Raw genomic sequence first — 24,970 nt, 5'->3', positions numbered from 1 at the left:
ATCGCGCATATGCCTTTCCAGTTCCCTGTTCACTAGCCGCCGTGCCCGATCACCTCAATGCACCCACGCCGCTCGGCGATCGGCTGACCGGCGCCGCCCGTACCGTGTGGGCCAAGCACGACCGAGATACGGGGAAGTGGCTGCCGTTGTGGCGGCACATGGCGGACAGCGCAGCGGTCGCGGGGCTGCTGTGGGATCACTGGTTGCCGCGGAACATCAAGGATTTGATCGCGGAGCCGTTGCCCGGCGGGGCGGCTGACGCGCGCTCCTTGTGCGTGTGGTTGGCGGGGACGCATGACATCGGTAAAGCCACTCCGGCTTTCGCCTGCCAAGTCGAGGAGCTGGCGGGCGTGATGACTGCGGCTGGGCTCGATATGCGGACCAGCAAGCAGCTCGGCGAGGACCGCCGGATGGCCCCGCACGGGCTCGCGGGACAGGTGCTGCTTCAGGAGTGGCTGGAGGAGCGGCGCGGCTGGACGCACAGGGCATCCGCTCAGTTCGCTGTCATGGCGGGAGGACACCACGGCGTCCCGCCGGACCACATGCAGCTCCACAACCTCGACGCGCATCCGGAACTCCTGCGCACGCAGGGTTCCGCCGAGCCGCAGTGGCGCGCCGTGCAGGACGAGTTGCTCGACGCGTGTGCCCTCGCCTTCGGGGTGGAGGATCGCCTCACCGCATGGCGGACGGTGAAGTTGCCGCAGACCGTTCAGGTGCTGCTCACCGCGACCGTCATCGTTTCCGACTGGATCGCGAGCAATCCGGATCTCTTCCCCTACTTCCCCGAGGAACATCCGCGCGAGGAGGCGGAGCGGGTAGCCGCAGCCTGGCAGGGCCTCTTGCTCCCCGCCCCTTGGGAGCCCGAAGAACCGGAAGCCTCCGCCGCGGAGTTCTACGCCTCTCGCTTCGCGCTGCCGCCCGGCGCCGTCGTCCGGCCCGTGCAGGAACAGGCCCTCGCTATGGCCCGGGACATGGAGCGGCCGGGCATGCTCGTCATCGAGGCGCCGATGGGGGAGGGGAAGACCGAGGCCGCGCTCGCGGTCGCGGAGGTGTTCGCGGCGCGCTCGGGCGCGGGCGGCTGCTACGTCGCCCTGCCGACCATGGCGACGAGCAACGCGATGTTCCCCAGGCTGCTGCGGTGGCTCGACCGCCTTCCCTCCAGCGCGGGCGAGAGCATCGGGCGCGGTCGTGAGCAGCGCTCCGTCCTGCTGGCTCACGCGAAGTCGGCATTGCAGGAGGACTACGCCGCGCTGATGCGCGAGAGTCACCGCACCATCGCGGCTGTCGACGCCTACGACGAAGGCGACAGCTCCCACAGCCTCCGGCAGGAACGCCCGGACAGCGCATGGAGGGCGGCACCCGCGGAACTCGTCGCGCATCAGTGGCTGCGCGGCCGGAAGAAGGGCTTGCTCGCCTCGTTCGCGGTCGGCACGATCGACCAACTGCTGATGGCGGGCCTCAAGAGCAGGCACTTGGCACTGCGGCACCTGGCGATGGCCGGCAAGGTCGTCGTCATCGACGAGGTCCACGCCTACGACACCTACATGAACGCGTATCTCGATCGCGTGCTGGCGTGGCTGGGAGCGTACCGGGTCCCCGTCGTCGTGCTGTCGGCGACGCTCCCCGCGCGGCGACGCGCCGAACTGGCAGCCGCGTACACCGGGGAGGACGCGGCGCCCCTCGCCGACGCGACCGGCTACCCCCTCCTCACGGGGGTCGCCCCCGGCCGGGAACCAGTGCAACGTGTCGCCGCCGCGTCCGGGCGTGGCGGCCCCGTACTGCTGGAGAAGCTGGACGACGACGCGCTCGCCGACAGGCTCGACGCCGAATTGGCGGAAGGCGGCTGCGCGTTGGTGGTGCGGAACACCGTGGACCGGGTGATGGACACGGCCGCGGTCCTGCGGGAGCGGTTCGGCGCCGACCACGTCACCGTGGCCCACGCCCGCTTCGTGGACCTCGACCGCGCGCGCAAGGACGCCGAGTTGCTCGCCCGGTTCGGACCGCCCGGCCCCGACGGCAACTCCTCTCAACGCCCGCGAGACGCGCACATCGTGGTCGCCAGCCAAGTGGCCGAGCAGTCGCTCGATGTGGACTTCGACCTGCTCGTGAGCGATCTATGCCCCGTGGACCTGCTGCTCCAGCGCATGGGCAGGCTGCATCGGCATCCGCGCGGTCAGGACCAGGAGAGGCGTCCCGCGCGACTGCGGCAAGCACGCTGCCTCGTCACCGGCGTCGACTGGGAGACGGGCCCGGCCCCCGAGCCTGCTCCCGGCTCTGCCGCGATCTACGGCTCGTACGCGCTGCTGCGCAGCCTCGCGGTACTCGCCCCGCACCTCGGGACAGCCGGAGCGGCGGGACGTCCACTGCGCCTGCCCGAGGACATCAGTCCGCTCGTGCAGCGGGCGTACGGCGGGGAGGACCCCTGCCCGCCCGAGTGGGAGCCGGTGCTCGTCCCAGCCCGGGACAAGCACCGCACAGCGCGCGAGCGCCAGAGCCAAAAAGCTGAGGTCTTTCGCCTCGACGAGGTGCGCAAGGCCGGACGTCCCCTCATCGGCTGGATCGACGCCGGTGTCGGAGACGCGGACGACACCCCCGTCGGGCGCGCACAGGTCCGGGACACGAAGGAAGGCCTGGAGGTCCTGGTGGTCAGACGCCGCGTCGACGGCAGCCTGTGCACCCTGCCCTGGCTGGACAAGGGCAGGGGAGGTCTCGAACTGCCCGTCGACGCCGTGCCCTCGGCACGGGCCGCCCGTGCGGTGGCGGCGAGTGGCCTGCGACTGCCGTATCACTTCACGTCGTCCCCCCAGACGCTGGACCGGACGCTCGCCGAGTTGGAGGAGGTGTACGTCCCCGCCTGGCAGGAGAAGGAGAGCCACTGGATCGCCGGGGAACTGATCCTCGCGCTGGACGAGGAGGGTCGCGCGGCCCTCGCCGGTCAGCAACTCGTGTATGACCCCGAGGAGGGATTGCTGGTGACGAGTGCGGACGCGAACGCGGAGGGGAAGCCGGACCGCGTCACGGACGGGAAGTCGGGCCGTGCGGAGGGCGGGAATCCGGACCGCCCAGCAGGAATTAAACCGCCCGCGGATCAGCAGACGCGCCAGCCTCCAGACGGCGGGCCGCACCCCGCCCCGCCCTCCGCGGCCCCCTCCTTCGACCTCACCAGCCGCCCGTGGCTCCCCGTTCTCCTCAAGGACGGCTCCGAGCGTGAACTGTCCCTGCCGGAGGTTTTCGACCAGGCGCGGGACATCCGCCGGCTCGTCGGCGACCTGCCGACGCAGGACTTCGCGCTGACACGGCTGCTGCTCGCGCTCCTGTACGACGCACTCTCCGAACCGGGCGGGGACATGGCGCCCGCCGACATGGACGCGTGGGAGGAGCTGTGGCTTTCGCAGTCCGCCTACGCCGCCCCCGTGGCCGCCTATCTGCACCAGCACCGCGAGCGCTTCGACCTGCTCCATCCCGAGTACCCGTTCTTCCAGGCCCCGGGACTCCGTACGGCGAAGGACGAGGTCTTCTCGCTCAACCGCCTCGTCGCCGACGTGCCGAACGGGGACCCGTTCTTCAGCATGCGCAGGCCCGGCGTCGACCGGCTCGGCTTCGCGGAGGCGGCCCGGTGGCTCGTGCACGCGCAGGCGTACGACACCTCCGGCATCAAGTCCGGTGCGGTGGGCGATTCCCGGGTGAAAGCCGGTAAGGGGTATCCCCAAGGCCCGGCGTGGGCGGGCAACCTGGGCGGTGTCCTGCTCGAAGGCGACAACCTCCACGAGACGCTGCTGCTCAACCTGATCGCGGGCGACACCCCGGGGGTGCACGCGGCTAAGGCCGACCGCCCCGCCTGGCGAGCGGAGGCGAGCGGCCCCGCCCCGGCCCTGGACCTCGGCCAGCGCCCGTACGGCTTGCGTGACCTCTACACCTGGCAGTCCCGCCGCATCCGGCTGCACCACGACGCGGACGGCGTGCACGGCGTGGTCCTCGCGTACGGCGACGGCCTCGAACCGCACAACCGGCACGGGCACGAGCCGATGACGAGCTGGCGGCGCAGCCCGGCCCAGGAGAAGAAGCGCCAGGAGAGCCTCGTCTACCTGCCAAGGGAACACGATCCATCGCGTATGGCGTGGCGCGGCATGGACGGGCTGCTCGCCGGCCGCGAGACCGGCACTGCGCAAGGGCCGGACGGTGCGGAGCGGCTGGCTCCGAAGGTGGTGCAGTGGGCCGCGCAGCTCACCACCGAGGGGCTGCTCCCACGGGGCTACCTGATCCGCACCCGTGTCATCGGTGCGCGCTACGGGACGCAGCAATCGGTGATCGACGAGGTGGTGGACGACGGAGTGCTGATGCCCGCTGTCCTGTTGCACCAGGCGGACCGGCGGTACGGCGACAAAGCCGTGGATGCCCTGCACGACGCCGAGAAGGCGGTCGGCGCACTCGCCCAGCTCGCCGCCGACCTCGCCCTCACTGTCGGCACCGACCCGGAGCCGGGCCGGAACACCGCCCGCGACCTGGGATTCGGGACCCTCGACACGCACTACCGCCGCTGGCTGCGCGACCTGGGCGGCACCTCCGACCCGGAGGAACACCGCGACCGGTGGAAACAGGAGGTCCGGCGACTCGTCACGGAGCTGGGCGAGCGCCTGCTCGACGGTGCCGGGCCGGCGGCCTGGGAAGGGCGCCTCGTGGAGACCGGCAAGGGCACGCGCTGGCTCAACGAGGCCGCCGCCGAACTGCGGTTCCGGACCCGCCTCCGGGAGTTCCTGACCACCGACCACGACACACCCAATTCCCCCCGGCCCGCTCCCGTGGAGTCGCCCGCATGACCTCGTCGCCCCCCGCCCCCGCCCCCTCCGCCGACGCGCGCCCGGCCCCCCGGCTCGGGCCGGTGGGCAGCGCCGTGCACCAGCACATCAAGGCGCTGCAGAGCCGGTACCTCAAGGACCAGAGCGACGCCGTGGCCGCCCTGGCCCGGCTCCGCCGGGGCGTGGGGCGCGCCCCCGGTGAGGTGCCCGACCTGTGGGGCCTCACCGGAACCGAACCGCTTTACGAGCGCTACGCGCAGGGCACGTTCAGCGAGGAGGAGTTCCTGCGCGCCGAGGAGGCGGCGCACACGGCCGTCACGCTGTGGTCGCTGCACCAGCAGTCCCACCACGTCTCGCGGATGCACCGCAGGCCCGGCCCCGAACTCGGTACAGCGGTACGGCGGCTCACCCCCGGAGCGGCGATCGACGAGCCGACGCGCAGGCGTTTCGTCCGCGCGGGGACGGCCGCCACTCCGGTGGTGCTGGCCACGAGGCTGCGCGAACTCGTACTGCTCCTGCGCCGGGAGGAAATCCCGCTCGACTACGGGCTGCTCGCCGACCAGCTCCACCGGTGGACGCTCCCGGGAGGCGCGCAGGGCGTGCGCCGCTCGTGGGGCCGCTCCTACCTCGTACTCGCCAAGCCCGCGACGCCCGCGTCCAACTCCGGCGAGGACCACCAGCCGCTCGACCCGATCACGACGGAGGACGACACCCCGTGACCCGCACCATCATCGACGTACACGTGCTGCAAACGGTGCCGCCGAGCAACCTCAACCGCGACGACACCGGCGCTCCGAAAAGCGCTTTCTACGGTGGTGTGCGCCGCGCACGGGTCAGCAGCCAGGCGTGGAAACGGGCGACGAGGCAAGCGTTCAACGCATTCCTCGACCCACGGGAACTCGGCGTGCGCACCCGCCAGGTCCCGGTCCAGCTCGCCTCTCGCATCAAGTCCCTGGACCCCTCGCTCAGTGAGGAGTCGGCAATGAACCTGGCCGTGGAGACGCTGACCGCCGCGACCGGCTCGAAGTTCCCGATCCCGCTCCGCAAGGCCGAGAAGGCGAAGAAGAACGACCTGCCGGAGCCGCCGCCGGAATCCACGTACCTGATGTTCCTCAGCCGGCGGCAACTCGACGGGCTCGCGGAGCACGCCGTCAGCGGTGCCGCTGACAGCAAGGCGTTCTTCAAGGTCAAGGCGAACAAGGAGAAGGCGAAGAAGATCGCCGATACCCAGCACTCGGTGGACATCGCCCTGTTCGGCCGCATGGTCGCCGACTCCACCGACCTCAATGTCGACGCGGCCGCGCAGGTCGCCCACGCCCTCAGCGTGCACGCGGTGGAGAACGAATCGGACTACTTCACGGCGGTGGATGACGAGAACGAGGGCGCGGAGGATTCCGGCGCCGGCATGATCGGCACCGTCGAGTTCAACTCGGCGACGCTCTACCGCTACGCCGCTCTCGACGTGGACCGGCTGCAGGACAACCTCGGTACGGGCGTACGTTCCGACGAGGACAAGGACCAGCCGGTCCACCGCGCGGTGGACGCCTTCCTGCGCGCCTTCGTCCAGTCCATGCCCACGGGCAAGGCCAACACCTTCGCCAACCAGACGCTCCCCGACGCGGTGATCGTCACCCTCCGCTCGGCCCGCCCCATCAGCTTCGTCGGCGCGTTCGAGGAGCCGGTCGTCGCTCCCCTCGGCGCCGGCGGGCACCTGCGCGGCGCGTGCGCCCAACTGGCCGGCTATGTGGCGGACATCGAGAAGGCGTACGGGGTGAGCGGGGACCCGAGCTGGGTGCTCAGGGCAGGCACCGCCACCGAACCGCTCGCCGCGCTCGGAACCGCCGTGGGCCTGGAGGAACTCGTCCGCGAGGTGGGGGAGGCCGTCGCGGCGCGCCTGCCCGCCCGTACGCCCGAGGCCGGCGTACCGGAAGCCCGTATGCCCGAGGCCCGGACGGCTCGGGCGTGAACCGGAGTACAAGCGTCCTGACCCTGTGCCTCGCGGGTCCCCTCCAGGCATGGGGGACCTCGTCACGGTTCACGCGGCGTGCGACGGAGCGGGCCCCCACCAAGAGCGGAGTCATCGGGCTGCTCGCCGCCGCCCAGGGGCGCGAACGCGGCGCCGATCTCTCCGATCTCGCCGCCCTCCGCTTCGCCGTCCGGCTCGACCAGCCGGACACCCGCGTGCGCGACTTCCAGATCGCGCGGCACCTCGATACCGGCGCGAGCATGCCGGTGTCGGAACGCTTCTACCTGTCCGACGCCGTCTTCGTCGCAGCCGTGGAAGGGGCCGCCGACCTCGTGGACGAATTGCTGGCGGCCGTCCGCGCGCCGGTGTTCCTGCCGTTCCTGGGCCGCCGCTCCTGCCCACCGTCCCGCCCGATCGATCTGCGCGTCCGGCGCGGGGACCTCGCGACGGCGCTGCGGTCCGAGCCCTGGCAGGCATCCCCCCGATGGCAGCGGCGGTACCCGAGGGACCGCCGCGTCGAACTGGAGGTGATCGGCGACCTCGCGGCCGACGGCGATCCCGGCGAGAGGCAGCGGGACCAGCCGCTCAGTTTCGACTCGCGCCACCGCAGGTACGGGCTGCGCGAGATCCGTACGACCGTGGTCTCGCTTCCCCATCCCCTGGGCACCACGCGCCGCTCCTTCGTCCCGCCTGCCCATGACCCGATGAGCCTCCTGGAAGGATGACCGTGTACTTGACCCGCTTCCGTCTCAATCCCGCGCGCGTCGGCGCGCGTCGGCTCCTCGGATCGCCGCAAAGCCTGCACGCGGCAGTCCTGGCGTCCTTCGCGGAGCCGCCGCGACAGCGGCCGGACGGTTCACGGGTGCTGTGGCGGGTGGACCAGCAGGCGCGCAGCGAAGTGGTGCTCTACATCGTCAGCCCGGACGAGCCCGACCTCACCCACCTCGTCGAGCAGGCGGGGTGGCCGGCGACGGGAGGCTGGCAGACAAGGCCGTACGGCACGTTCCTCGACCGGATCACCGCCGACGACGTCTGGTCCTTCCGGCTCACCGCCAACCCCGTGCACAGCATCCGGCGCGTCCCCGCCGAACAGACCAAGCGCACCGCGCACGTGACCCCGCGCCATCAGGTGGAGTGGCTGCTCAACCGGCAGCAGGAAGCGGGCTTCGCGGTCCTGGAGAAGCCGGAGCCGCGCGAGGACCTGCCCCCGATCGACGCCTACGAGGTCATCGCGCACAGCCGCAAGGACCTGATGTTCCAGAAGCGCGGTGAGAAGGACACTCGTACGCACCAGGTGAAGCTGACCCGGGTCACCTTCGACGGTCGCCTGCGGGTCCTCGACCCCGCCGTCTTCCGCCGCACCCTCACCTCGGGCTTGGGCAAGGACAAGGCGTACGGCTGCGGGCTCATGACCCTGGCGCCCACGGAGTAGCGGATGGCCACTGTCAGCAAGCGTCCCGCCTCCGGTCCGCGCCGGCTCACCCGCGTCGGTGAACGACTGTCCTTCGTCTACCTGGAACGCTGCACCGTCCACCGCGACGCCAACGCCCTCACCGCCGAGGACGCGGAGGGCGTACGCCACATCCCGTCCGCGACGATCGGTTGCCTGCTGCTCGGCCCCGGTACCCGGATCACCCACCAGGCCATGGCTGTTCTGGGGGAGAGCGGCGCGGTGGTGGTGTGGGTCGGCGAGCACGGCGTGCGCTTCTACGCCGGGGGACGGGCGTTGAACCGCTCCTCGGCCCTCCTGGAAGCCCAGGCCACGGCCTGGGCGAACCAGCGCACCCGGCTCGATGTCGCCAGGGCCATGTACCGCCTCCGCTTCCCGGACGAGGACCCGGCCGGATGCACCCGCCGCCAGCTCCTCGGCCGGGAGGGGGATCGCGTCAAGCGGTGCTACGCCGAACAGGCGGCCCGGACCGGCGTCCCGTGGCACGGCCGGCGGTACACACCGGGAGACTTCAACTCGGGCGATGCCCCCAATCAGGCCGTGACCGCCGCGGCGCAGTGCATGTACGGCATCGCCCAGGCCGTCGTGACGGCCCTGGGCTGCACACCGGGTCTCGGCTTCGTCCACTCCGGCCACGAACTCTCCTTCGTGCTGGACGTGGCCGACTTCTACAAGACGGACATCGGCATCCCCGTGGCCTTCGAGGTCGCCGCGGAGGGACCCGAGGACATCGGCTCCCGCACCCGGCGCGCGCTGCGGGACCGCATCAACTCCACCCGGCTGCTCGACCGGTGCGTACGGGACATCCAGGCACTCCTCGCGCCCGCGGGTACCGGTCATCCGGACGAACGTGATCACGTCACCTTGCACTCCGACCGGGGCGCAGAGCTGGCAGCCGGCCGCAACTACGGCGATCAGGGGGCAACCGGAGGCGCCACCTTCGGCGCGCAGGACGTCTGGACCCAGGACGACAAGGTGCGGCACGGAGTCATCTGGTGACCGTCATCGTCCTCACCCATTGCCCGGTAGGTCTGCGCGGCCTGCTCACCCGCTGGTTGCTGGAAATCTCGCCCGGTGTCTTCCTGGGCAACCCATCCGCCCGCATCCGGGACTTCCTGTGGGACGAGGTCCGGCAGTACGCCGGTCAAGGCCGCGCACTGCTCGCCTACGCCACCGACTCCGAACAGGGCTACGCCTTCCGCACCCACGACCACAAGTGGCATCCAGTCGATCACGAGGGCCTGACCCTCATCTTCCGCCCCTCGGCCCGCTCCGCGCCTTCCCCCGCATCGACTTCCAGGGGGTGGAGCAAAGCCTCCAAACGCCGTCGCTTCGGCAACAAGCCGTAGCTCGCCCACCCGGACACGGCTCTTCGCCGGTGACCACGGTCCTGACACACACGCGCGACGGCGCCCGAGGACATCGGAGCGCCTGCGCGCCGTAACGGCCCGCGTAGCCCACCTGGCGTCACACCCACGCCGGGAGGAACCGAACCGAGGCGTGAGCACCGGAGAGCGGAGCTCCTTGGGAGGGTGGCCTCGCGTACGGCAGGGGGGATTACCCGAGACACTAGATTTCCCCTTCGCTCTATATGCCCGTTCCTCTCATTCTTGCTCAACGGGGCTCCGCACGTTGACAAAAGCCCAGCTCACGCAGCCCGCTCCCCGCGCGTGCGGGGATGAGCCCCGGCACGGCCGGTGCCCTGGCCCGGTCGGCGGCCGCTCCCCGCGCGTGCGGGGATGAGCCCTCGGGGCCACCCTGCAACGCGAGCAGGAGCGACCGCTCCCCGCGAGTGCGGGGATGAGCCCTACGTCGCCCGGCTCCAAGGCCGGGTTCGGGACCGCTCCCCGCGCGTGCGGGGATGAGCCCGAGCTCGCAGGAACCCTCCGGAACGTGTGGAACCGCTCCCCGCGCGCGGGGATGGGCGCACCCGGACGAGTTCTACGGACGACGGGATAGTTTCTGCTTGGAGTTTGGCAAGCCCACCGAGGCTGCGACAGCCTTCGCGTCGGCCCGAGGCTCACTGGCTGAGGATGCAGCGCGGACGAAGGCGCAGTTCCTCTCCCGCGCGGCCACGGCCCAGGTGCGTGCGGGTGATGCCGACGCCGGGTGCGCGACCGGGGAGGAGGTCCTCGCGATGGTGCGGGACGTGCGGTCCGCGAGGCTGGACGATCACCTGCACGCGATGCTTGCCGAGGCCCGCCGCTTCGGCGGGGCGAGGGCCGTGCGGTCCTTCGTCGAGCACGGCGAAGAGGTCCTCCGGGAGCGGGTGCCGGCATGATCCTCGTCCTGTGGGACATCGACCGGACCCTCCTCTACGCGGGCGACACCGACCGCCTCGTCTACCGCGAGGTCTTCCGCACCGTCGTCGGCCGCCCGGCGACGAAGCTGCCCGCGAAGGGCACGGGGGTCACGATGCCCGTGGCGGTACGGGAACTTCTCGCCGCCAACGGCGTACCGGAGGTGGATCGTGTGGCCCCCCTCGTCGTCGCGCGCCTCCCCGCCGCATTGCGCCGCCACCGGGCTGAGTTGCTACGGGACGGTCACCTCATGCCCGGCGCGGTCGAAGCCCTCGCGGCGGTACGCGCGGACGCGGACCTCGTCCCGTCGATCGTGACGGGGAACCTGCGGGAGAGCGCCGAGATCAAACTGGCCGCCTTCGGCCTCACCGACTACCTGGAGATCCCGCTGGGCGGCTACGCCTCCGACGACCCCCACCGTCCCGCCTTGGTCCGCATCGCCCAGGACCGGGCCGAACGCGCCCACGGCCATCCCTTCACCCGCGCCAACACCGTCATCATCGGCGACTCGTTCCAGGACGTCCGTACGGGACGTGAAGGGGGCGCCCGAGTCATCGGTGTCGCCTCGGGCACGACTGCGGCCGAGGACCTGGCGGAGGCCGGCGCCGATCACGTCATCGATGATCTGACCGACCCGAGGCGGGTTCTGGAGCTGATCCGTTGACCCGCATCCGCGAAAAAGGCCCCGGGCTGAAAACCCGGGTGCCTTTACAGAGAGCGGGTGACGAGAATCGAACTCGCGCTCTGAGCTTGGGAATCAGTGGTTCTCGGACGTCCGTATTGGCTCTGAACTGCGTGTTTGGCCGAGATGTGCGCCGTTGCAGTGGTCTCCGAGCGCCGTACATGACCGTTCTTGTCCGCTCCGCTGGGCACGGAAGGGGCACGGGAGCGCTGGGGCGCACCAGAACCTGTTGAGGCTCATGCACCGGGTGGCCTGGAGGGTCAGAGAGGGATGATGCGGACCTGGCTGCCGCAGAGCTTGGTCATGTCGTCGCTGTCGGAGGTCAGCAGGGCGACGGGTTTCGGCTGGCGGAGCGCGACCTCGGCGACTGTGGCGTCGATGGCGTACTTGTGCCCGTGCAGTCCTGCGCCCTTGAGGAGCTCAGCCGCCGCTTTCGCCGCCTGCTCCGTGACCGGCTCCACCTTGATGCGGGACAGGGCCCAGTTCAGGCGAGGCATGTTGGTGCGGGAGTGGGTTACTTCCACGATGGTGTTCGCCCCGATCACCAGGTCGGCTCCCATGTCGTGAAAGACCTGAAGCATGGCGAGGAGCTTGCGGTCCTGCGCGATCCAGGCGGAGAGCCCTTCCAAGTCCAGGACAACGGTTTCGACGCGCTCGCTCACGCGGCGTCCGCCTCGCCCGCGGAACCGGCGGCACCGAAGATCTTCGTACGGGCCTCGGCGAGTTCCTCGTCACTGAAGGCTCCGTGCTCCTCCTCATGGCGGCGGAGGTCCTCGCCCAGGAGTTGGTGCCGGATCTGGCGGGCTACGGCTTCCGCCACGTAGCCGGAGACGTTGTCCGTGAGCTTGCGGAGCTCCGCAACCTGGTCGCTGGGCAGCGTGACGGTGATGCGAGTCGTCGAGGACATGGGGCAAGCATACTGAAGTATGCGCAGGAGTGCTTGGGACTTCTCCTGAAGCTCGCTGCCGAGGTCGCGGGATGAAATCGGGGCGGCTCTTGTCGCTCCAGCTATTCACGGCGGAATGAGAGCCGTAATAATGCACTGCTGGCAGCGGCCCGGTGCTCGACCGGACGTGGAAGTTCTGGAGCGGGTCTGGCAGGGCGCCAGGCCCCCCTGGCGGGTGGGTAGTGCGGCTCGTCCGTAGAGTCGGCTTTCGCGTCCCCGGGCTGAATGCTGCTCAGCGGGTGATCGGCGAGCGCACGGCCCGTGCTGGTGAGCGCTGACTCCTCGGCAGGCTCCCCATGTGCCGCCGTATCCGGCCCGATGTATCCGCAAGGAAGCCATGGCACGCGAGCGGCACGGTGGACCAGAACGCTCCAGAAAACAAAAATCCCCGGCCGTTGGCCGAGGATTTTTCAAAGAGCGGGTGACGAGAATCGAACTCGCGCTCTGAGCTTGGGAAGCTCATGTTCTACCATTAAACTACACCCGCGAAGAAATACCCCCATAGCCTACCAGATGATGTGAGTCCGGTGGTGGCGGGGTGTTTCCTTGGGGGAACTCTACCGTATGGGGGCGGGGGTTGGGTGTGGGGCGGGACGGGGTGGGGCGTAATGTGGCGTTCGTCCTGGATCGTCGGTTGGTGGAAGGGGCCTGTGGGTTGATGGGGGACACCGTCGTGCGTTGTGCTGAGGGGCATGTGTTCGCCACGTCCTCGTTCCCGATGCGGCGGCTCGGGGCCGCGCGGATCGGGCCCGGGCGGTTGGTGCGGTGCCCGAGGTGTGCGCGGTTGAGGTACGCGGTCCCGGTGGAGGCCGGGGCGCGCTGAGCGGGGTGGGGCCCGTCCCGGCGCGGGGCGGGCCGTACCCTTGACGGGTGCTTCTCTCAGACAAGGACATCCGGGCCGAGATCGATGCCGGTCGGGTGCGGATCGATCCGTTCGACGAGTCGATGATCCAGCCCTCCAGCGTCGATGTGCGTCTCGACCGGTATTTCCGGGTGTTCGAGAACCATCGGTACCCCCATATCGACCCCGCCGTCGAGCAGGTGGATCTCACGCGACAGGTCTCGCCCGAGGGCGACGAGCCGTTCATCCTGCACCCGGGGGAATTCGTGCTCGCCTCGACGTACGAGGTCGTGACACTGCCCGACAATCTCGCGTCCCGCCTTGAGGGAAAGAGTTCGCTCGGCCGCCTCGGTCTCGTCACGCATTCCACGGCCGGTTTCATCGACCCCGGTTTCTCCGGGCACGTCACTCTTGAGCTGTCGAATCTGGCGACCCTGCCGATCAAGCTCTGGCCCGGCATGAAGATCGGGCAGCTGTGCCTGTTCCAGCTGAGTTCGGCCGCCGAGTTCCCCTACGGCTCGGAGCGGTACGGCTCGCGCTACCAGGACCAGCGGGGGCCCACGGCCTCCCGTTCCTATCTGAACTTCCACCGGACCGAGGTGTGAGCCCGTGAGCAGCGGCAAACGCGAAGAGCTTTCGTACGAGGACTTCGGCGGCGCCGTCCGCGCGCTCGCGCAGACCATCGCCGACGACGGCTACGAGCCCGACATCGTGCTCTCCATCGCCCGCGGCGGTGTCTTCGTCGCAGGTGGTCTCGCCTACGCCCTCGACGTGAAGAACATCAATCTTGTCAATGTCGAGTTTTATACCGGTGTGGGCACCACGCTCGAAATGCCGGTAATGCTCGCTCCCGTTCCCAACGTCATCGACTTCAGCAACAAGAAGGTCCTTATCGCTGACGACGTCGCTGATACGGGCAAGACCCTCAAACTCGTCCACGATTTCTGCGTCGAACACGTCGCCGAGGTCCGCAGTGCCGTCATCTACGAGAAGTCGCAGTCCCTCGTCAAGTGCGAGTACGTGTGGAAGCGCACCGACGACTGGATCAACTTCCCGTGGAGTGTCTTGCCTCCGGTACGTAGGTCGGGAGAAGCAGTCAAGGCGAATAGGGAAGCTCTCTGACCTGCGCCCGGGAGAGGGTGGCAAAGAGCCCACGTAGTTGAGCGCCCCACAGATACAGTTGCCGCCTGCATTGTTGAACGTCGGGGGTGGTGGGGATGAACTGGTTGGACCTCGTGCCGGCGATCTCGTCTGTCGTCGTGACTCTCGCGGCCCCTCCTCTTCGCCGGGTCCTTGTTGCGATCTTTCGCGGTCGGCGGACGAGTGGTGGAGGCGTGACCATCGGAGAGAGGGTCTCTGAGGCTCTCAGGGGCAATTCCGATTCGTCTCGGGGGCCCGGTGATGGCCATGTCTGACGAGGCGGTCGCGGCACAGGTGGTGGCGGATACGGCAGATACCACTGCGGCTCCCTCAGCCGCTGGTGGCGCAACTGTGTCGCAGCATTTTCGGCTCGTTTTCTTTGGTGTCTTGGCGATCACCTTGTTGACGTTGACTGCGAGTCTCTATATCGGAATATTTGTGGCAAAGCCGACCGAGGCGGCGAAATCCGTCATGGAGACATGTTCAAATCTGTCTCAGTTGGGGTTCGGTGCCATGGTCGGCCTGTTGGGTGTACGAACGACCTTGACGCCCTGGGCCGTGGCTGCTCGCCTCTGGCTGGGCCGAAGGTGGGCGGGATGGAAGCTCCCCACGCTCACCCCGACGATGCCGGCGGACGCCCGAGCCGCCCCCTCTCGGCGGAGCGGGGCGGAGCGGGCCGGAGGCAGGAGCGGCGCCCCGGTGGAGCCGGGAGCGCGCCCGGCGGAGCGGAGCGCAGCCGGGTGCCTTGATGAAGTAGAGAAACCTGTAACAGGGCTCAACGGGCGATAGATCGTGGAGGTGGGGTCTCGTCCGTGAAGCCGTGGTTGGCTGGTTGCGCTGGGCGCTGGGCGAGCCAGCCGGAGACACGCGGGCCGCCGTTGATGGCATCCCCTTCCGTCACGGTTCTTACATGCTCAAAGCCGTGGCGGATGTAGTAGCGCTGGAGGGCTGCATTCGTCGTCCACGCGTCGAGACGTAGCCACACGGCCCCCGCCTTGAATGCCCGATCACCTGCCCAGTCAAGCAACCGCCCGCCCAGGTTCTGCCCTGCGTAGTCCCGGCCGACCGTCAACTTGTTCACAAACATGGTCGGCTCCCGAAGCTCCCCCTTCGACCACAACCCCTCTTCGGCTTCCGGGGTGAGAGTGATCGTTCCTGCGGTCGCGTTTCCGTCTCGCAGCATGAAGACGACCCCCGCTTCGATCGTGGCCATCAGCCGATCAGCAGGGTAAGGGCGGCTCCATTGATCCGTTCCGAGAGCGCTGAGCCACGCTGCGGCTTCCTTCCGGAATGCCAAGAGGCTGGAGAGGTCGTCGGGTGTAGCTGGTGCAATCTTCACTGGTGCTTGGACTCGTCTCGGGCCGAGAGATCGCCGATCTCGTAGTTCATGCGGTTGAGGTCGCCACGGAAGGTGGTCACCGTGCAGCGAATTGGCCCCGTGGCGGAGTACCCGGTGCGCGTCCAGAGCAGGACGGGCACGCCGGCACCGATCTCCAAGAGACGTGCCTCTTCGGGCGTCGGCATTCGGGTTGCGATCTCGTCGGCGTACCCGACCTGTTCAATTTCGAGAGTGGCCAGGTATCGAGTGGTTCCCTGGGCTATGTCCCCGGGTTCGGTGAGTCGGGGGGCCTTCTCCACAAGCCACTCCGGGTAGTGCGTGGCCTGGGTGGACCACGGCACGTCATCGAGGAAGCGATGGCAGAAGCGGAGCACCGTCCGAGAACCGGCCTCGACCTTCAAGCGCTCGGCGATGTACTCCGGTGCGGTGGTCATCTCAACTCGGAACGTCTGGTGGGGCCGTCTTCCCGCATTGCGTACGTCCGTGGAGTAGGCGTCGCCGTCCTGCGGAAAGTTCAGGTTCTCGAAGTGGGAGGCGTTCAGTACGAACACCTCGTGCTTGCGGACCTCGTACCCGAGTCCCTGACTGGATGAAATGAGCCCTTCGCTCACCAGGAGATTGAGTCCTGACCGTACGGTGTTTCTCGACGCCTCGAATCGTGCGGACAGCTCGCTCTCTGATGGCAGGCGGGCGCCAGGCTGGTAGAGGCCGCCACTGATCTCGCGCCGGAGCGCGTCGGCGACCTGCTGATACTTCGGCTGCTTACTCATGTACCCATCATGACGCACACGGTCAACTTGTTGGTACATGTTGTCGCTCACCTCTTGACGTTCGCGCCACGCGGGTCCAAGCTCATACATGTCAGCTTGTACCAACAAGTTGAGCAAGGGGTCTGAGTGGCCCATGTCTGAGCTGTCAGGAGACAGTTATGGCCGTCTTCAAGATCGACCTTTCGACCGCGATCGTGTTCGTGGCGACCGCGCCGGCGCCGAAGCTCGTGAACAAGCAGACCGGGGAGCGTGCGGTGGACCGGGAGACCGGTGCCGGGCTCTCCACGGTGGGGCTGCTGATCTCGGACGACGGGGAGGGGAACCTCTACCAGGTCACCGTTCCTGAGACGGGCGTCTCGTCGGACCTGGCGCCGGGTTCGCCGGTGTCGGTGACGGGGCTCAAGGCGCGGGACTGGGAGAACGAGTTCAACGGCCAGAAGCGTCACGGGATCTCGTTCCGCGCCGTCGCGGTGACCAGCCTGGCGGGTGCGTGAGTCATGCCGGATCTGTCGCTGTGGCTCGAAGCCTCGGGGGCCTTGTCGGCCGCCGGCGGGCTCGGGGTCGCGAAGTACCGGGCGCCGCGCCTGTACTGGTCCACGGTGGGCCTGCCGCTCGCCTCGGCCCGGTTCACCTGGACGTACTCGTCCGTGATGGACGTGTGTGACCTGACGGTTCAGCCGTCGCGGCTGCGGGCGTTCATGGTCCGCAACGTCGCTCACCGTGAGGTGCAGCCGGTCCCGCCCAAGGTGCGCCGCCTGCGTGGCACGTCCACGGGGCTGCGGGTGTCGTTGCGGCTCCCGGCCGGTCTGGAACCCGCCGACGTGGCCGCCGCCTCGGAACGGTTGCGGCACGCCTGGGGCGTCCACTCGGTGACCGTGGTCCCGACGAAGCCCGGGTTCGTGGAACTGCGGATGACCGGCTACGACGTACTGCGCCGGGTACGGATGCCGCGCCACTCACCCAAGGGCAAGGGCCTGGTCGTCCCGGTGGCGCTGCGGGAAGACGGCACGGCCTTCGTACGGGACTTCCGGCAGGTGCCGCACTCGCTGACGCTCGGGGCCAACCAGTCGGGTAAGTCGATGTACCAGCGCAACCTCGTCAAGGGCCTCGCGCCGCTGCCGGTCGCCGTGGTCGGGATCGACTGCAAGCACGGCGTCGAACAGTCCGCGTACGCCCCACGCCTGTCCGCCCTGGCCACCACCCCCGACGACGCGGACCGGCTCCTGTCCGTCCTCGTGGCGGAGATGGAGGCACGATTCGACCTGATCGCCTCGCACGGCGCCTCGGACATGTGGGAGCTGCCCGCGAAGCTGCGGCCGGTGTCGCTGGTGGCCCTCGTGGATGAGGTGGCGGAACTCTTCCTCACCGCCTCGCGCAAGGACGAGGAGCGGCGGGAACGGCTGGTCACGTCGTTGATCCGGCTGGCGCAGATGGCCCGTGCGGTCGGGATCTACCTGGAGGTGTGCGGGCAGCGCTTCGGCTCCGAGCTGGGCAAGGGCGCCACGATGCTCCGCGCACAGCTCACCGGGCGGGTCGTGCACCGCGTCAACGACAAGCAGACCGCCGAGATGGGCCTTGGGGACGTTGCCCCGGACGCCGTACCGGTCGCCACGTCGATCCCGCCGGACCGGCCCGGCCTCGCGGTCGCCGCCGACTCCTCCGGCGGCTGGTCCCGCATCCGCACCCCGCAGACGACACAGGCCGAAGTCGTCGCCGTCTGCCGGGAGTTCGCCCACCTCGTCCCCGACAGCCTGCCCGCCCTCGACCCGTTCCGCCCGCCCGCCCCCGCGACCCCGGACACGGACACGGCTCCGGCCCCGGTCGTGCGGCCCCGCCCGGTGACGGAGTGACCGCCATGACCACCAGGAAGAAGACGCCGCCGGCGCCCGTCGCGTGCGAGGTGTGCCAGGGCTCCGGGGTGGTCGCGGTCGCCGTCCGGGTCGGTCGCAAGCGCCGCGTGGTCGGCAAGCAGGACGGCATGTGCCTCACCTGCTTCGGCAGCGGCGAAGCCACCCCGGCCGCTCCCGAGAAGGAGTGAACCACCATGTCGCGTATGCGAGTTGACGCGGTGCTCGTGCAAGCGGTCATCGCCGGCGCCCTGTCCTTCGCCCACATCCACGATGTCGCGGACGCGGCTGGGCAGGACGGGTGGAAGGCGTGGGCCTATCCGATCTCGGTGGACCTGCTCCTGGTCGCCGCATGGCGTCGGCTGCGGACCTCGCGCGGGGACCGCACGGCCTGGACGTGGTTCGGGATCGCCCTGACCGCCTCGCTCGGCGCCAACGTCGCCACCGCCGGTCTCCTCGACCTCGTGCACGTTCCCGCCTGGTTGCGCATCCTCGTCGCGGGCTGGCCCGCGCTGGCCTTCCTCGGCGGCAGCCTCCTCATCCACAACACCACCCCGGCCCCCGCGCCCGACCCCGATCCGGCGCCCCCGGCCTCGGTCCCGGCTTCGGCTGAGGTCGAGATCGACCGCGAGGAGGAACCGGCCCCGGCCGCGCTCCCCGCCGCCGACCCCGCACCCGCACCGGCTGTGGAGCCGCCACCCGCCCCGAAGCCTGAACCACCGGCTCCGAAGCCGTCCGCCCCCGGTGTTCCGCCCGCGCTGCTGGATCACGCGCGCAAGGTCGCGGACGCCCACCGTGCCGCCTCCGGCGAACCGATCCCCGCCGCCACGCTCCGGGCCCGCCTCGGCCTGCCCGAAGCCCTCGCCAATGCCGTCACCGCCGAACTCCAGCTCACCTGAACCGAGGAGACACCGTGCCCGTGCCCAACCGCTACCGCCGCACGATCCGGATCGGACCCGTGCAGGTCGGCACCTACTACGACCGCCACGGCACCGCCCGTCACACCGCCGCCTGCACCGCCCCCGGCTGCGGCTTCTCCGCCGACTACCGCGACCGCTCCGCCGCCGAACTCGCCGCCCGCACCCACCACTGCAAGCCCTGACCGGAAGGAACCACCACCGTGTTCACCCCGAAGTACCCGCCCCACGACACCCCGCCGACCACCCCGACCGTCCCCGTGGACGGCACCGTCCCGGCCCCCGTTCAGCCCGCGGCCCCGGCGCCCGTGCCGGTCTCGCGGCCCACGGTCCAGCTCACCCCGGCCGCCGTCATCACGGTCGCCGCCGGCGGGACGGCCGTCGTCCTCGTCGTCGGGACCGTCCTGGTGTCCATGCTCCTCGCGGTCGCCATCACCGGTATCTCCGTCGCCGTGGTCGCCGTCGTCCTGCGCCTGCTCCTCAACGACCTGCGCAAGGGCCGGTGAGCACGTTGGACGCCACCGCCCTCGCGGCCGTCGTCCCGGTCCTCGGCTGGGCAACCCACTCCGGCTACCTCATCCGCAGCCTGGCGACCGCCCGCCGCGACCCGCTCACCGACCTGCCCACCCGCGCCGCCTTCACCGCCCGCGCTTCCCGGCTCCTCGCTAAGTCCCCGAACGCCGTCGTGCTCCTGGTGGACCTGGACGACTTCAAGACGGTCAACGACACGTACGGGCACGACGCCGGTGACGCGGTGCTCACCGCGACCGCTCAGCGCCTCGCGCTCTGGGCCGGACCCCACGGGATCGCCGCCCGCATCGGCGGGGACGAGTTCGCCGCCGCCGTCCCCGACCTAGCCCGCACCCCCGGCCCCCGCGCCTTGGGCTGGGCCCTCAACCAGCCCGTCACCCACCACGGCAACCGGCTCCCGGTCGGCGCCTCGGCGGGCTTCTGCCACCGCCACGACCTGACCGTCCCGGACCTGTCCGCCGCGCTTACCCACGCCGACGCCGCCATGTACGCGGACAAGGACAGGGGCCGTCGCGGCAGGCGCAACACCCACAACTGACCAACCCCCGGAGCGGCCTCGGTCGCCAAACTTCCGCCGCTCCGGGGCGTACCCACCCGATCCGAAGAATCAGAAAGGCACGCCCCCATGATGCCCCAGCCCTACCCCGTCACGCCCATCTGCGGCTCCTGCGACGGCTTCGCGGTCGCCCACATCACCACCGGCCAGACCACCCCCACCGGGCAGCGCCACACCCTCCCCGCCGTCTGCCCCGCCTGCCACGGCACCGGCACCACCACCCGCACCGCCCCCGCCCCCGTCACGGCCGGGCGGTGACCGGAATGGCCTTCCTCGACTGGCGCTCGCCCGAGCACTACGACCACAACGGCGACAAGCCGTGCGTGATCTGCACGAAGCCGACCCCGCTGCGCTCCGACCGGGGCAAGCCCGTCCACAAGGTCTGCGCCGAAGAGTGGATCGACGCCAACACCCCGAAGGACGGGGAGGGCGAGAAGTGAACACCATCCCTCGCGTAGCCCTGGATCTTTTCGCGGGACCGGGCGGCTGGTCGCAGGGGCTGCGCGGCCTCGGCATGAGCGACGTCGGTATCGAGATCGACGCCTCTGCCTGTGCCACCCGCGCAGCCGCTGGACACACCACCATCCGTGCCGATGTGGCCGCCTACCCCACCGCCCCGCTCGCCGGGAAGGTGACTGGGCTGATCGCCTCCCCGCCCTGCCAGACCTTCAGTGCCGCTGGACTGCGTGCCGGATGTGACGATATCGACCTGTGCCACCAGGGCCTGGACGACCTCACCCGCGGGAACGACACCCGCGCCGTCCTGGGCACCGCGTGCGCAGATCCGCGCTCCCTGCTGGTCCTCGAACCGCTGCGCTACGCCCTCGACCTGCGCCCCGAGTGGATCGCCCTCGAAGAAGTCCCCGCCGTGGCGCCGCTGTTCGCCCACCTCGCGGCCCTCCTGCGTGCTCTGGGCTACTCGGTGTGGACCGGTGTCGTCAACGCCGCCGACTACGGTGTCCCGCAGACCCGCCGCCGCGTCCTGCTGCTCGCCTCCCGCATCCGCACCGCCTCTCCTCCGGAGCCCACCCACGCGAGGGAGCCTGGTCCGGAAACCCTGTTCGGGCCCGCCCTGAATCCGTGGGTGACCATGGCCGACGCGCTCGGCTGGGGGGCTACTGACCGTCCCACCCCGACTGTCACCGCCGGCGGCGGCAAGAGCGGCGGCCCAGAGCCCTTCCCCTCTAGCGCCCGCAAGGCCCTGCTCGACGCACAGCAGCGCGGCACCTGGATCTTGCACACCAACCGCAATCAGCAGCCCGATGGCACCCGGCAGACCACCGACCCGCACAACGCGCCTGCTCCCACGTTCACGGCGAGGGCAGGCAGTCAGTGGGTCCTGAAACACAGCAACCGCGCCAACGCCACCATCCGCCGGACCGACGAACCTGCCGCCACCCTCGTATTCGGGCATGCGGCCAGCGACGTCTCCTGGCACCCTGCCGCTCCTGCGGGGCCTGAGCCGGTCCGTATCAGTGTCCGGGAAGCCGCCGTCCTCCAGACCTTCCCGCCTGGCTACCCCTTCCAGGGTTCCAAGACCCGCCAGTTCGAGCAGATCGGTAACGCCGTCCCGCCTCTGCTCGCCACCGCAGCCCTTCGTCCGCTGGTCACCTCAGCTTTGGAGGTGGCCGCGTGACCCACCCCGCCCTCGCAGCGGCGGGCCTGACCCCGGCCATCCTCACCGACGTGTGCAGGGTGGCCGGGGCCCCCGGCTTCGACCGCTGGCAGGACCAGACGCGCCGCACCGGCGGCTGCGCCGACCCGATCCGCCTCACCGGCGGCACCAAGACCCTCGACGCCGCCACCCGCCAGGTCCTCCACGCCTACACCACCGACCATGAGCCCGGCGCTGTGCTCCGCGTCGCCTGCGGCAACCGCCGCGCCTCGCGCTGCCCCTCCTGCGCCCGCACGTACAGCGCCGACACCTACCATCTGATCCGCGCCGGGCTCACCGGCGACCCCGACAAGGGCACCCCGCACACCGTGCGCGATCACCCCCGCGCCTTCATCACCCTCACCGCCCCCAGCTTCGGCCCCGTCCACAACCGCCCCCGCACCGGCCGCTGCCGCTGCGGCACCGCCCACCCCGACGACGCCCCCGAACTCGGCATTCCGCTCGATGCGGACGCCTACGACTACGCGGGCGCCGTTCTGTGGAACAACCATGCCGGACAGCTCTGGCGCTACCTCACGATCTACCTGCCGCGCGAACTCGCCAAGCGCGTCGGCCTCACCCAAGCCGACCTCAAAGCACAGCTCCGGGTGTCGTACGGGAAGGTCGCCGAGTACCAGAAACGCGGCGCCATCCACTTCCACGCCGTCGTACGCCTCGACGGCCCTGACGGACCCGACACCCCGCCCCCGCCGTGGGCCACCCTCGATCTCCTCGAAGACGCCTTCCGGGCCGCCGCCACCCGCGCCGCCGTCGATGTCCCCGCCGCCGGTGACCAGCCCGCCCGCACCCTGCGCTGGGGCACGCAGCTCGACGTGCGCCCCATCGTCGCCTTCGGCGCCGGCGAAGACCTCACCGAACAGGCCGTGGCCTCCTACGTCGCCAAGTACGCCACCAAAGCCGCCGAGACCACCGGCACGGTGGATCGCCGCATCGGCAGCAAAGACGCCCTCGACCTCCTCGGCGTGCCCGAGCACCCCGCCCGCCTCATCGCCGCGTGCCTCGACCTGCACCCGCTCTACCCGGACTTCAAGCTCCGCGACTGGGCCCACATGCTCGGCTTCCGGGGCCACTTCTCCACCAAGTCCCGCCGCTACTCCACCACCCTCGGCGCCCTGCGCCAGACCCGCGCCGACTACCGCGCCGCCCAACAACGCGAAGCCCTCGGCCTGCCCGACCCCGACGACGCCGAAGCCACCACCCTCACCCTCGCCCACTGGGCCTACGCCGGCCACGGCCACACCCCCGGCGAATCCTGGCTCGCCGCCCGCATCGCCCACGAGATCCACACCAACCGCGAAACCGCCCGCGAAGAACTCGCCGGAGGGATGCTCGATGAGCGCGAATGAGAAGCGGCGTCGGACCGACAAGCGCGCCACGGCGGCGCCGGTCATGAGCACTGAGGAATGGGTGCGGATGCATCTCCGCCGGGCCCCGGAACGTGACGCGGAGTGGGTGCGGCGGGCGCTCGTGCTCCAGGGCCGGGCCTGATCCTCAGCGCCAGACAGGTTCGATGAGGGCGGGGTCGAACTTGCGCTTCCCCCGCCCCGCCGGGTGGATGAGCACGGCCGAGAGGCTGTGCAAGACGATCTCCTGCTGACGCTCGATGGGAAGCGAGAAGAACTCGTCAGCCGTGAGGTTCGCGGTGTCGCCTTTGGCTTCGGCCTGCTTCCGGTCTTTGTAGAACCGGGCCCGCTCCAGTTTCAGCGACTCGCGCGCCCGCTCCTTCGCCGGCAGGAGCTGCAACAGCGTGGTCACCGTGATCTGCTTCGTCCGCTCCGCCTCGACGAGTTGCGCGATCTCGGCGTTCACCTGGTTCAACTCGGACTCGCGCGGCCAACGTTGCTCGGTGGGAACCGCCGTCACCGATGCTCGATTCCGCTGCTCCTCCAAGACGAGCTGCGCTATCAGTCGGTCTACAGGCTCGCCCACGCGGCCGACCTTCCCGCACCCGCCGTTGACCACGGAGCACTGGTAGGTGAAGCGCGCGGCCTTGGACTCGGGCGTCCATCGCCGGTTGTTCTGCCCTCGGATCTTGGTCTTGCACAGGCCACAGCGAGCGATGCCCGAGAGCAGATACTTGCGGGCCAGGGACTTGCCCGGCTGCTGCCGTTTCCGCTCGGCGAGGGCGGCGCAGATGGCCTCCCACTCTTCGAGGGTGTTGATCGGGTCCCACTCGCCCATCACGGGCTGTCCGTCCTCGCCGTGCAGCACCTCGCCGTGGTACGTGCGGTAGCCGACCAGACGGGGGTTGGTGAGGATCTGTTCCACGTGGTGGTGCGCCATGCGCTTGGTACCCTCGCGCGGGTTCCCGAGGCCCTGTTCCTGCCACCGGGTGCGGATGGTGCCGATGCGTACGCCGGCAAGCACCTCTCGCTGTGCGTCCCGGATGGCTTTGGAGGCCACCGGATCGACTTTCGTCCGGTCGTCCTTCCGCCACCCGTACGGGGCCGGGCCGCCGCTGTCCTTCCCCTGCTGGGCCAACTCCAGGTGCTTGCGCTTGATGCGGCGTGACGCGTCGTGCGAGGACTTGTTGGCGAACGCGACCATGATGCGCGCCATCGTGCGGCCGTCCGGCTTCCCGATGTTCACGTCGTTCGTGACGGTGGCGAACTCCAGGCGGGGACGGTCGTCGTAGATCTCGATCAGGCGTTCCAGGTCCCGTGGTTGGCGGGCAAGACGGTCCAGGTCGTACGCCACGATGCCGTCAATCAGCCCGGCCCGCAGATCCTTCAACATCAGCTCGAACTCGTCGCGCACGACGTTCCGTTTGAACGCCGATACGTCGTTGTCCTCGTAGACCTTCACGGCCTGCCACGACCGCAGATCTGTCAGACGCTCGCAGTCCTGGCGCTGCCGGGCGACGCCGAGCGCATCGCCTTCGTCATCCCGCGAGATCCGGGTGTAGATCCCCACCTTGCGTGCCAAGACGGCCTCCCCTGCCTCTGAGCGGGAGTCATGCTACTACCGTCATGTAGTCAAGTCAGCCTGGAGCGTTCAGCCGCCCGTCGTGCGGCACGACGGCCAGGTGCTCGACGCCTGACGTCCGGACAGCACGAAGGGCCCGCCGGTCACCCCGGCGGGCCCTTTCGCGTCGGCCTACGTGTCCCGCACGTGTCCCCTTACGAGTTGGTGCGTGATAGCGGGTGAGGTGTCGTGCCAGGTGATGGCATGATCCGGCTGTGGCGATCATGGTCAATCGGGCGGTGCTGGCGCA

At 69.9% G+C, this 24,970-nt stretch carries 28 protein-coding genes and 1 tRNA gene; 23 read left to right on the top strand and 6 right to left on the bottom strand.

The window, feature by feature from the left end; all coding sequences use genetic code 11:
- Positions 1 to 41 precede the first annotated feature (41 nt).
- The 9 genes from casA (at position 42) to IF99_RS0120790 (ending at position 11,176) form a co-directional block, all read left to right on the top strand.
- Positions 42 to 4,817 carry a type I-E CRISPR-associated protein Cse1/CasA gene (gene casA / locus IF99_RS0120830; RefSeq protein WP_158716633.1) on the top strand — a complete coding sequence of 1,592 codons (4,776 nt, stop codon included), beginning with the start codon at positions 42 to 44 and terminating at the stop codon, positions 4,815 to 4,817.
- Positions 4,814 to 5,515: a type I-E CRISPR-associated protein Cse2/CasB gene (gene casB, locus IF99_RS0120825; protein WP_030998121.1), complete on the top strand. Its 702-nt coding sequence runs from the start codon at positions 4,814 to 4,816 to the stop codon at positions 5,513 to 5,515. Before casA ends, casB begins: the two co-directional genes overlap by 4 nt.
- Positions 5,512 to 6,762: a type I-E CRISPR-associated protein Cas7/Cse4/CasC gene (cas7e, locus tag IF99_RS0120820; protein WP_030998120.1), complete on the top strand. Its 1,251-nt coding sequence runs from the start codon at positions 5,512 to 5,514 to the stop codon at positions 6,760 to 6,762. The genes casB and cas7e overlap by 4 nt, the downstream gene beginning before the upstream one ends.
- Entirely contained in the window at positions 6,759 to 7,487 is a 729-nt protein-coding gene (gene cas5e / locus IF99_RS0120815; protein WP_030998119.1) for a type I-E CRISPR-associated protein Cas5/CasD, read from the top strand. The genes cas7e and cas5e overlap by 4 nt, the downstream gene beginning before the upstream one ends.
- Positions 7,484 to 8,194 (top strand): type I-E CRISPR-associated protein Cas6/Cse3/CasE, encoded by a 711-nt coding sequence (gene cas6e / locus IF99_RS0120810; RefSeq protein ID WP_030998118.1) that lies wholly within the window; start codon positions 7,484 to 7,486, stop codon positions 8,192 to 8,194. The genes cas5e and cas6e overlap by 4 nt, the downstream gene beginning before the upstream one ends.
- 3 nt (positions 8,195 to 8,197) lie before the next feature.
- Entirely contained in the window at positions 8,198 to 9,211 is a 1,014-nt protein-coding gene (gene cas1e, locus IF99_RS0120805; RefSeq protein ID WP_030998117.1) for a type I-E CRISPR-associated endonuclease Cas1e, read from the top strand.
- Complete coding sequence (cas2e, locus tag IF99_RS0120800; RefSeq protein WP_030998116.1) at positions 9,208 to 9,561, top strand: type I-E CRISPR-associated endoribonuclease Cas2e; 354 nt, start codon at positions 9,208 to 9,210, stop codon at positions 9,559 to 9,561. Before cas1e ends, cas2e begins: the two co-directional genes overlap by 4 nt.
- Positions 9,562 to 10,178: 617 nt before the next feature.
- Positions 10,179 to 10,493, top strand: coding sequence for a hypothetical protein (locus tag IF99_RS34080; protein ID WP_030998115.1), 315 nt, complete (start codon positions 10,179 to 10,181; stop codon positions 10,491 to 10,493).
- A complete protein-coding gene (locus IF99_RS0120790) occupies positions 10,490 to 11,176 on the top strand; it encodes an HAD family hydrolase (RefSeq protein WP_030998114.1) in 687 nt (228 codons plus the stop codon). Before IF99_RS34080 ends, IF99_RS0120790 begins: the two co-directional genes overlap by 4 nt.
- A 278-nt stretch (positions 11,177 to 11,454) precedes the next feature.
- Here the strand turns inward: IF99_RS0120790 and IF99_RS0120785 are convergent, their stop codons facing one another.
- From IF99_RS0120785 to IF99_RS0120775, 3 genes are all read right to left on the bottom strand, one after another.
- Positions 11,455 to 11,856 carry a hypothetical protein gene (locus IF99_RS0120785; protein WP_030998113.1) on the bottom strand — a complete coding sequence of 134 codons (402 nt, stop codon included), beginning with the start codon at positions 11,854 to 11,856 and terminating at the stop codon, positions 11,455 to 11,457.
- Positions 11,853 to 12,101: a type II toxin-antitoxin system CcdA family antitoxin gene (locus IF99_RS0120780; RefSeq protein WP_030998112.1), complete on the bottom strand. Its 249-nt coding sequence runs from the start codon at positions 12,099 to 12,101 to the stop codon at positions 11,853 to 11,855. Before IF99_RS0120780 ends, IF99_RS0120785 begins: the two co-directional genes overlap by 4 nt.
- 455 nt (positions 12,102 to 12,556) lie before the next feature.
- Positions 12,557 to 12,627 (bottom strand) — tRNA-Gly (locus tag IF99_RS0120775).
- A gap of 383 nt (positions 12,628 to 13,010) precedes the next feature.
- Between IF99_RS0120775 and dcd the strand changes: the two genes are divergently transcribed.
- Entirely contained in the window at positions 13,011 to 13,586 is a 576-nt protein-coding gene (dcd, locus tag IF99_RS0120765; RefSeq protein ID WP_030998111.1) for a dCTP deaminase, read from the top strand.
- 4 nt (positions 13,587 to 13,590) lie between these two features.
- Positions 13,591 to 14,103: a phosphoribosyltransferase gene (locus IF99_RS0120760; protein WP_030998110.1), complete on the top strand. Its 513-nt coding sequence runs from the start codon at positions 13,591 to 13,593 to the stop codon at positions 14,101 to 14,103.
- A 793-nt stretch (positions 14,104 to 14,896) separates the two neighbouring features.
- Here IF99_RS0120760 and IF99_RS0120755 read toward each other — a convergent pair.
- Together IF99_RS0120755 and IF99_RS0120750 are read right to left on the bottom strand one after the other, a co-directional pair.
- Positions 14,897 to 15,460, bottom strand: a complete 564-nt coding sequence (locus IF99_RS0120755; RefSeq protein ID WP_030998109.1) for a GNAT family N-acetyltransferase — start codon at positions 15,458 to 15,460, stop codon at positions 14,897 to 14,899.
- Entirely contained in the window at positions 15,457 to 16,230 is a 774-nt protein-coding gene (locus tag IF99_RS0120750; RefSeq protein WP_030998108.1) for a GntR family transcriptional regulator, read from the bottom strand. The genes IF99_RS0120755 and IF99_RS0120750 overlap by 4 nt, the downstream gene beginning before the upstream one ends.
- A gap of 158 nt (positions 16,231 to 16,388) precedes the next feature.
- Between IF99_RS0120750 and IF99_RS0120745 the strand changes: the two genes are divergently transcribed.
- From IF99_RS0120745 to IF99_RS34070, 12 genes are all read left to right on the top strand, one after another.
- Positions 16,389 to 16,724 carry a hypothetical protein gene (locus IF99_RS0120745; RefSeq protein WP_030998107.1) on the top strand — a complete coding sequence of 112 codons (336 nt, stop codon included), beginning with the start codon at positions 16,389 to 16,391 and terminating at the stop codon, positions 16,722 to 16,724.
- Positions 16,725 to 16,727: 3 nt separating this feature from the next.
- Positions 16,728 to 18,080 (top strand): FtsK/SpoIIIE domain-containing protein, encoded by a 1,353-nt coding sequence (locus tag IF99_RS0120740; RefSeq protein WP_030998106.1) that lies wholly within the window; start codon positions 16,728 to 16,730, stop codon positions 18,078 to 18,080.
- A 5-nt stretch (positions 18,081 to 18,085) separates the two neighbouring features.
- A complete protein-coding gene (locus tag IF99_RS0120735; protein WP_030998105.1) occupies positions 18,086 to 18,268 on the top strand; it encodes a hypothetical protein in 183 nt (60 codons plus the stop codon).
- 6 nt (positions 18,269 to 18,274) lie between these two features.
- A complete protein-coding gene (locus tag IF99_RS0120730) occupies positions 18,275 to 18,976 on the top strand; it encodes a DUF2637 domain-containing protein (RefSeq protein WP_030998104.1) in 702 nt (233 codons plus the stop codon).
- Positions 18,977 to 18,990: 14 nt separating this feature from the next.
- Positions 18,991 to 19,179, top strand: a complete 189-nt coding sequence (locus IF99_RS0120725; protein ID WP_009067238.1) for a mobile element transfer protein — start codon at positions 18,991 to 18,993, stop codon at positions 19,177 to 19,179.
- 18 nt (positions 19,180 to 19,197) lie between these two features.
- Positions 19,198 to 19,500, top strand: a complete 303-nt coding sequence (locus tag IF99_RS0120720; protein ID WP_030998103.1) for a hypothetical protein — start codon at positions 19,198 to 19,200, stop codon at positions 19,498 to 19,500.
- Positions 19,497 to 20,063, top strand: a complete 567-nt coding sequence (locus tag IF99_RS0120715; protein ID WP_420705690.1) for a GGDEF domain-containing protein — start codon at positions 19,497 to 19,499, stop codon at positions 20,061 to 20,063. Before IF99_RS0120720 ends, IF99_RS0120715 begins: the two co-directional genes overlap by 4 nt.
- 87 nt (positions 20,064 to 20,150) lie before the next feature.
- The gene (locus IF99_RS0120710) at positions 20,151 to 20,339 is read left to right on the top strand and encodes a hypothetical protein (RefSeq protein ID WP_030998101.1); all 189 of its coding nucleotides are present in this window, start codon (positions 20,151 to 20,153) and stop codon (positions 20,337 to 20,339) included.
- The gene (locus tag IF99_RS34075; RefSeq protein ID WP_158716632.1) at positions 20,336 to 20,521 is read left to right on the top strand and encodes a hypothetical protein; all 186 of its coding nucleotides are present in this window, start codon (positions 20,336 to 20,338) and stop codon (positions 20,519 to 20,521) included. Before IF99_RS0120710 ends, IF99_RS34075 begins: the two co-directional genes overlap by 4 nt.
- Before the next feature lie 5 nt (positions 20,522 to 20,526).
- Positions 20,527 to 21,717, top strand: coding sequence for a DNA cytosine methyltransferase (locus IF99_RS0120700; protein WP_030998100.1), 1,191 nt, complete (start codon positions 20,527 to 20,529; stop codon positions 21,715 to 21,717).
- Positions 21,714 to 23,102, top strand: a complete 1,389-nt coding sequence (repSA, locus tag IF99_RS0120695; protein ID WP_030998099.1) for a replication initiator protein RepSA — start codon at positions 21,714 to 21,716, stop codon at positions 23,100 to 23,102. The genes IF99_RS0120700 and repSA overlap by 4 nt, the downstream gene beginning before the upstream one ends.
- Positions 23,089 to 23,244: a hypothetical protein gene (locus tag IF99_RS34070; protein ID WP_158716631.1), complete on the top strand. Its 156-nt coding sequence runs from the start codon at positions 23,089 to 23,091 to the stop codon at positions 23,242 to 23,244. Before repSA ends, IF99_RS34070 begins: the two co-directional genes overlap by 14 nt.
- A gap of 3 nt (positions 23,245 to 23,247) precedes the next feature.
- Here IF99_RS34070 and IF99_RS0120685 read toward each other — a convergent pair whose 3' ends face one another.
- Positions 23,248 to 24,681 (bottom strand): recombinase family protein, encoded by a 1,434-nt coding sequence (locus tag IF99_RS0120685; protein ID WP_030998098.1) that lies wholly within the window; start codon positions 24,679 to 24,681, stop codon positions 23,248 to 23,250.
- Positions 24,682 to 24,970: the final 289 nt, after the last annotated feature.

This window comes from Streptomyces sp. NRRL F-5630 (genome assembly GCF_000719475.1).
Classification (GTDB): domain Bacteria; phylum Actinomycetota; class Actinomycetes; order Streptomycetales; family Streptomycetaceae; genus Streptomyces.
The sequence above is the reverse complement of the archived record's forward strand: the minus strand, read 5'-3'. Positions and strand labels throughout refer to the sequence as shown.

Excerpts from the sequence above, each read along its gene's own strand:
- casB (WP_030998121.1), top strand. The coding sequence starts at position 4,814 with ATGACCTCGTCGCCCCCCGCCCCCGCCCCCTCCGCCGACGCGCGCCCG.
- cas6e (WP_030998118.1), top strand. The coding sequence starts at position 7,484 with ATGACCGTGTACTTGACCCGCTTCCGTCTCAATCCCGCGCGCGTCGGC.
- cas1e (WP_030998117.1), top strand. The coding sequence starts at position 8,198 with ATGGCCACTGTCAGCAAGCGTCCCGCCTCCGGTCCGCGCCGGCTCACC.
- IF99_RS0120790 (WP_030998114.1), top strand. The coding sequence starts at position 10,490 with ATGATCCTCGTCCTGTGGGACATCGACCGGACCCTCCTCTACGCGGGC.
- IF99_RS0120780 (WP_030998112.1), bottom strand. The coding sequence starts at position 12,101 with ATGTCCTCGACGACTCGCATCACCGTCACGCTGCCCAGCGACCAGGTT.
- IF99_RS0120750 (WP_030998108.1), bottom strand. The coding sequence starts at position 16,230 with ATGAGTAAGCAGCCGAAGTATCAGCAGGTCGCCGACGCGCTCCGGCGC.
- IF99_RS0120745 (WP_030998107.1), top strand. The coding sequence starts at position 16,389 with ATGGCCGTCTTCAAGATCGACCTTTCGACCGCGATCGTGTTCGTGGCG.
- IF99_RS0120740 (WP_030998106.1), top strand. The coding sequence starts at position 16,728 with ATGCCGGATCTGTCGCTGTGGCTCGAAGCCTCGGGGGCCTTGTCGGCC.
- IF99_RS0120735 (WP_030998105.1), top strand. The coding sequence starts at position 18,086 with ATGACCACCAGGAAGAAGACGCCGCCGGCGCCCGTCGCGTGCGAGGTG.
- IF99_RS0120730 (WP_030998104.1), top strand. The coding sequence starts at position 18,275 with ATGTCGCGTATGCGAGTTGACGCGGTGCTCGTGCAAGCGGTCATCGCC.
- IF99_RS0120710 (WP_030998101.1), top strand. The coding sequence starts at position 20,151 with ATGATGCCCCAGCCCTACCCCGTCACGCCCATCTGCGGCTCCTGCGAC.
- IF99_RS34070 (WP_158716631.1), top strand. The coding sequence starts at position 23,089 with ATGAGCGCGAATGAGAAGCGGCGTCGGACCGACAAGCGCGCCACGGCG.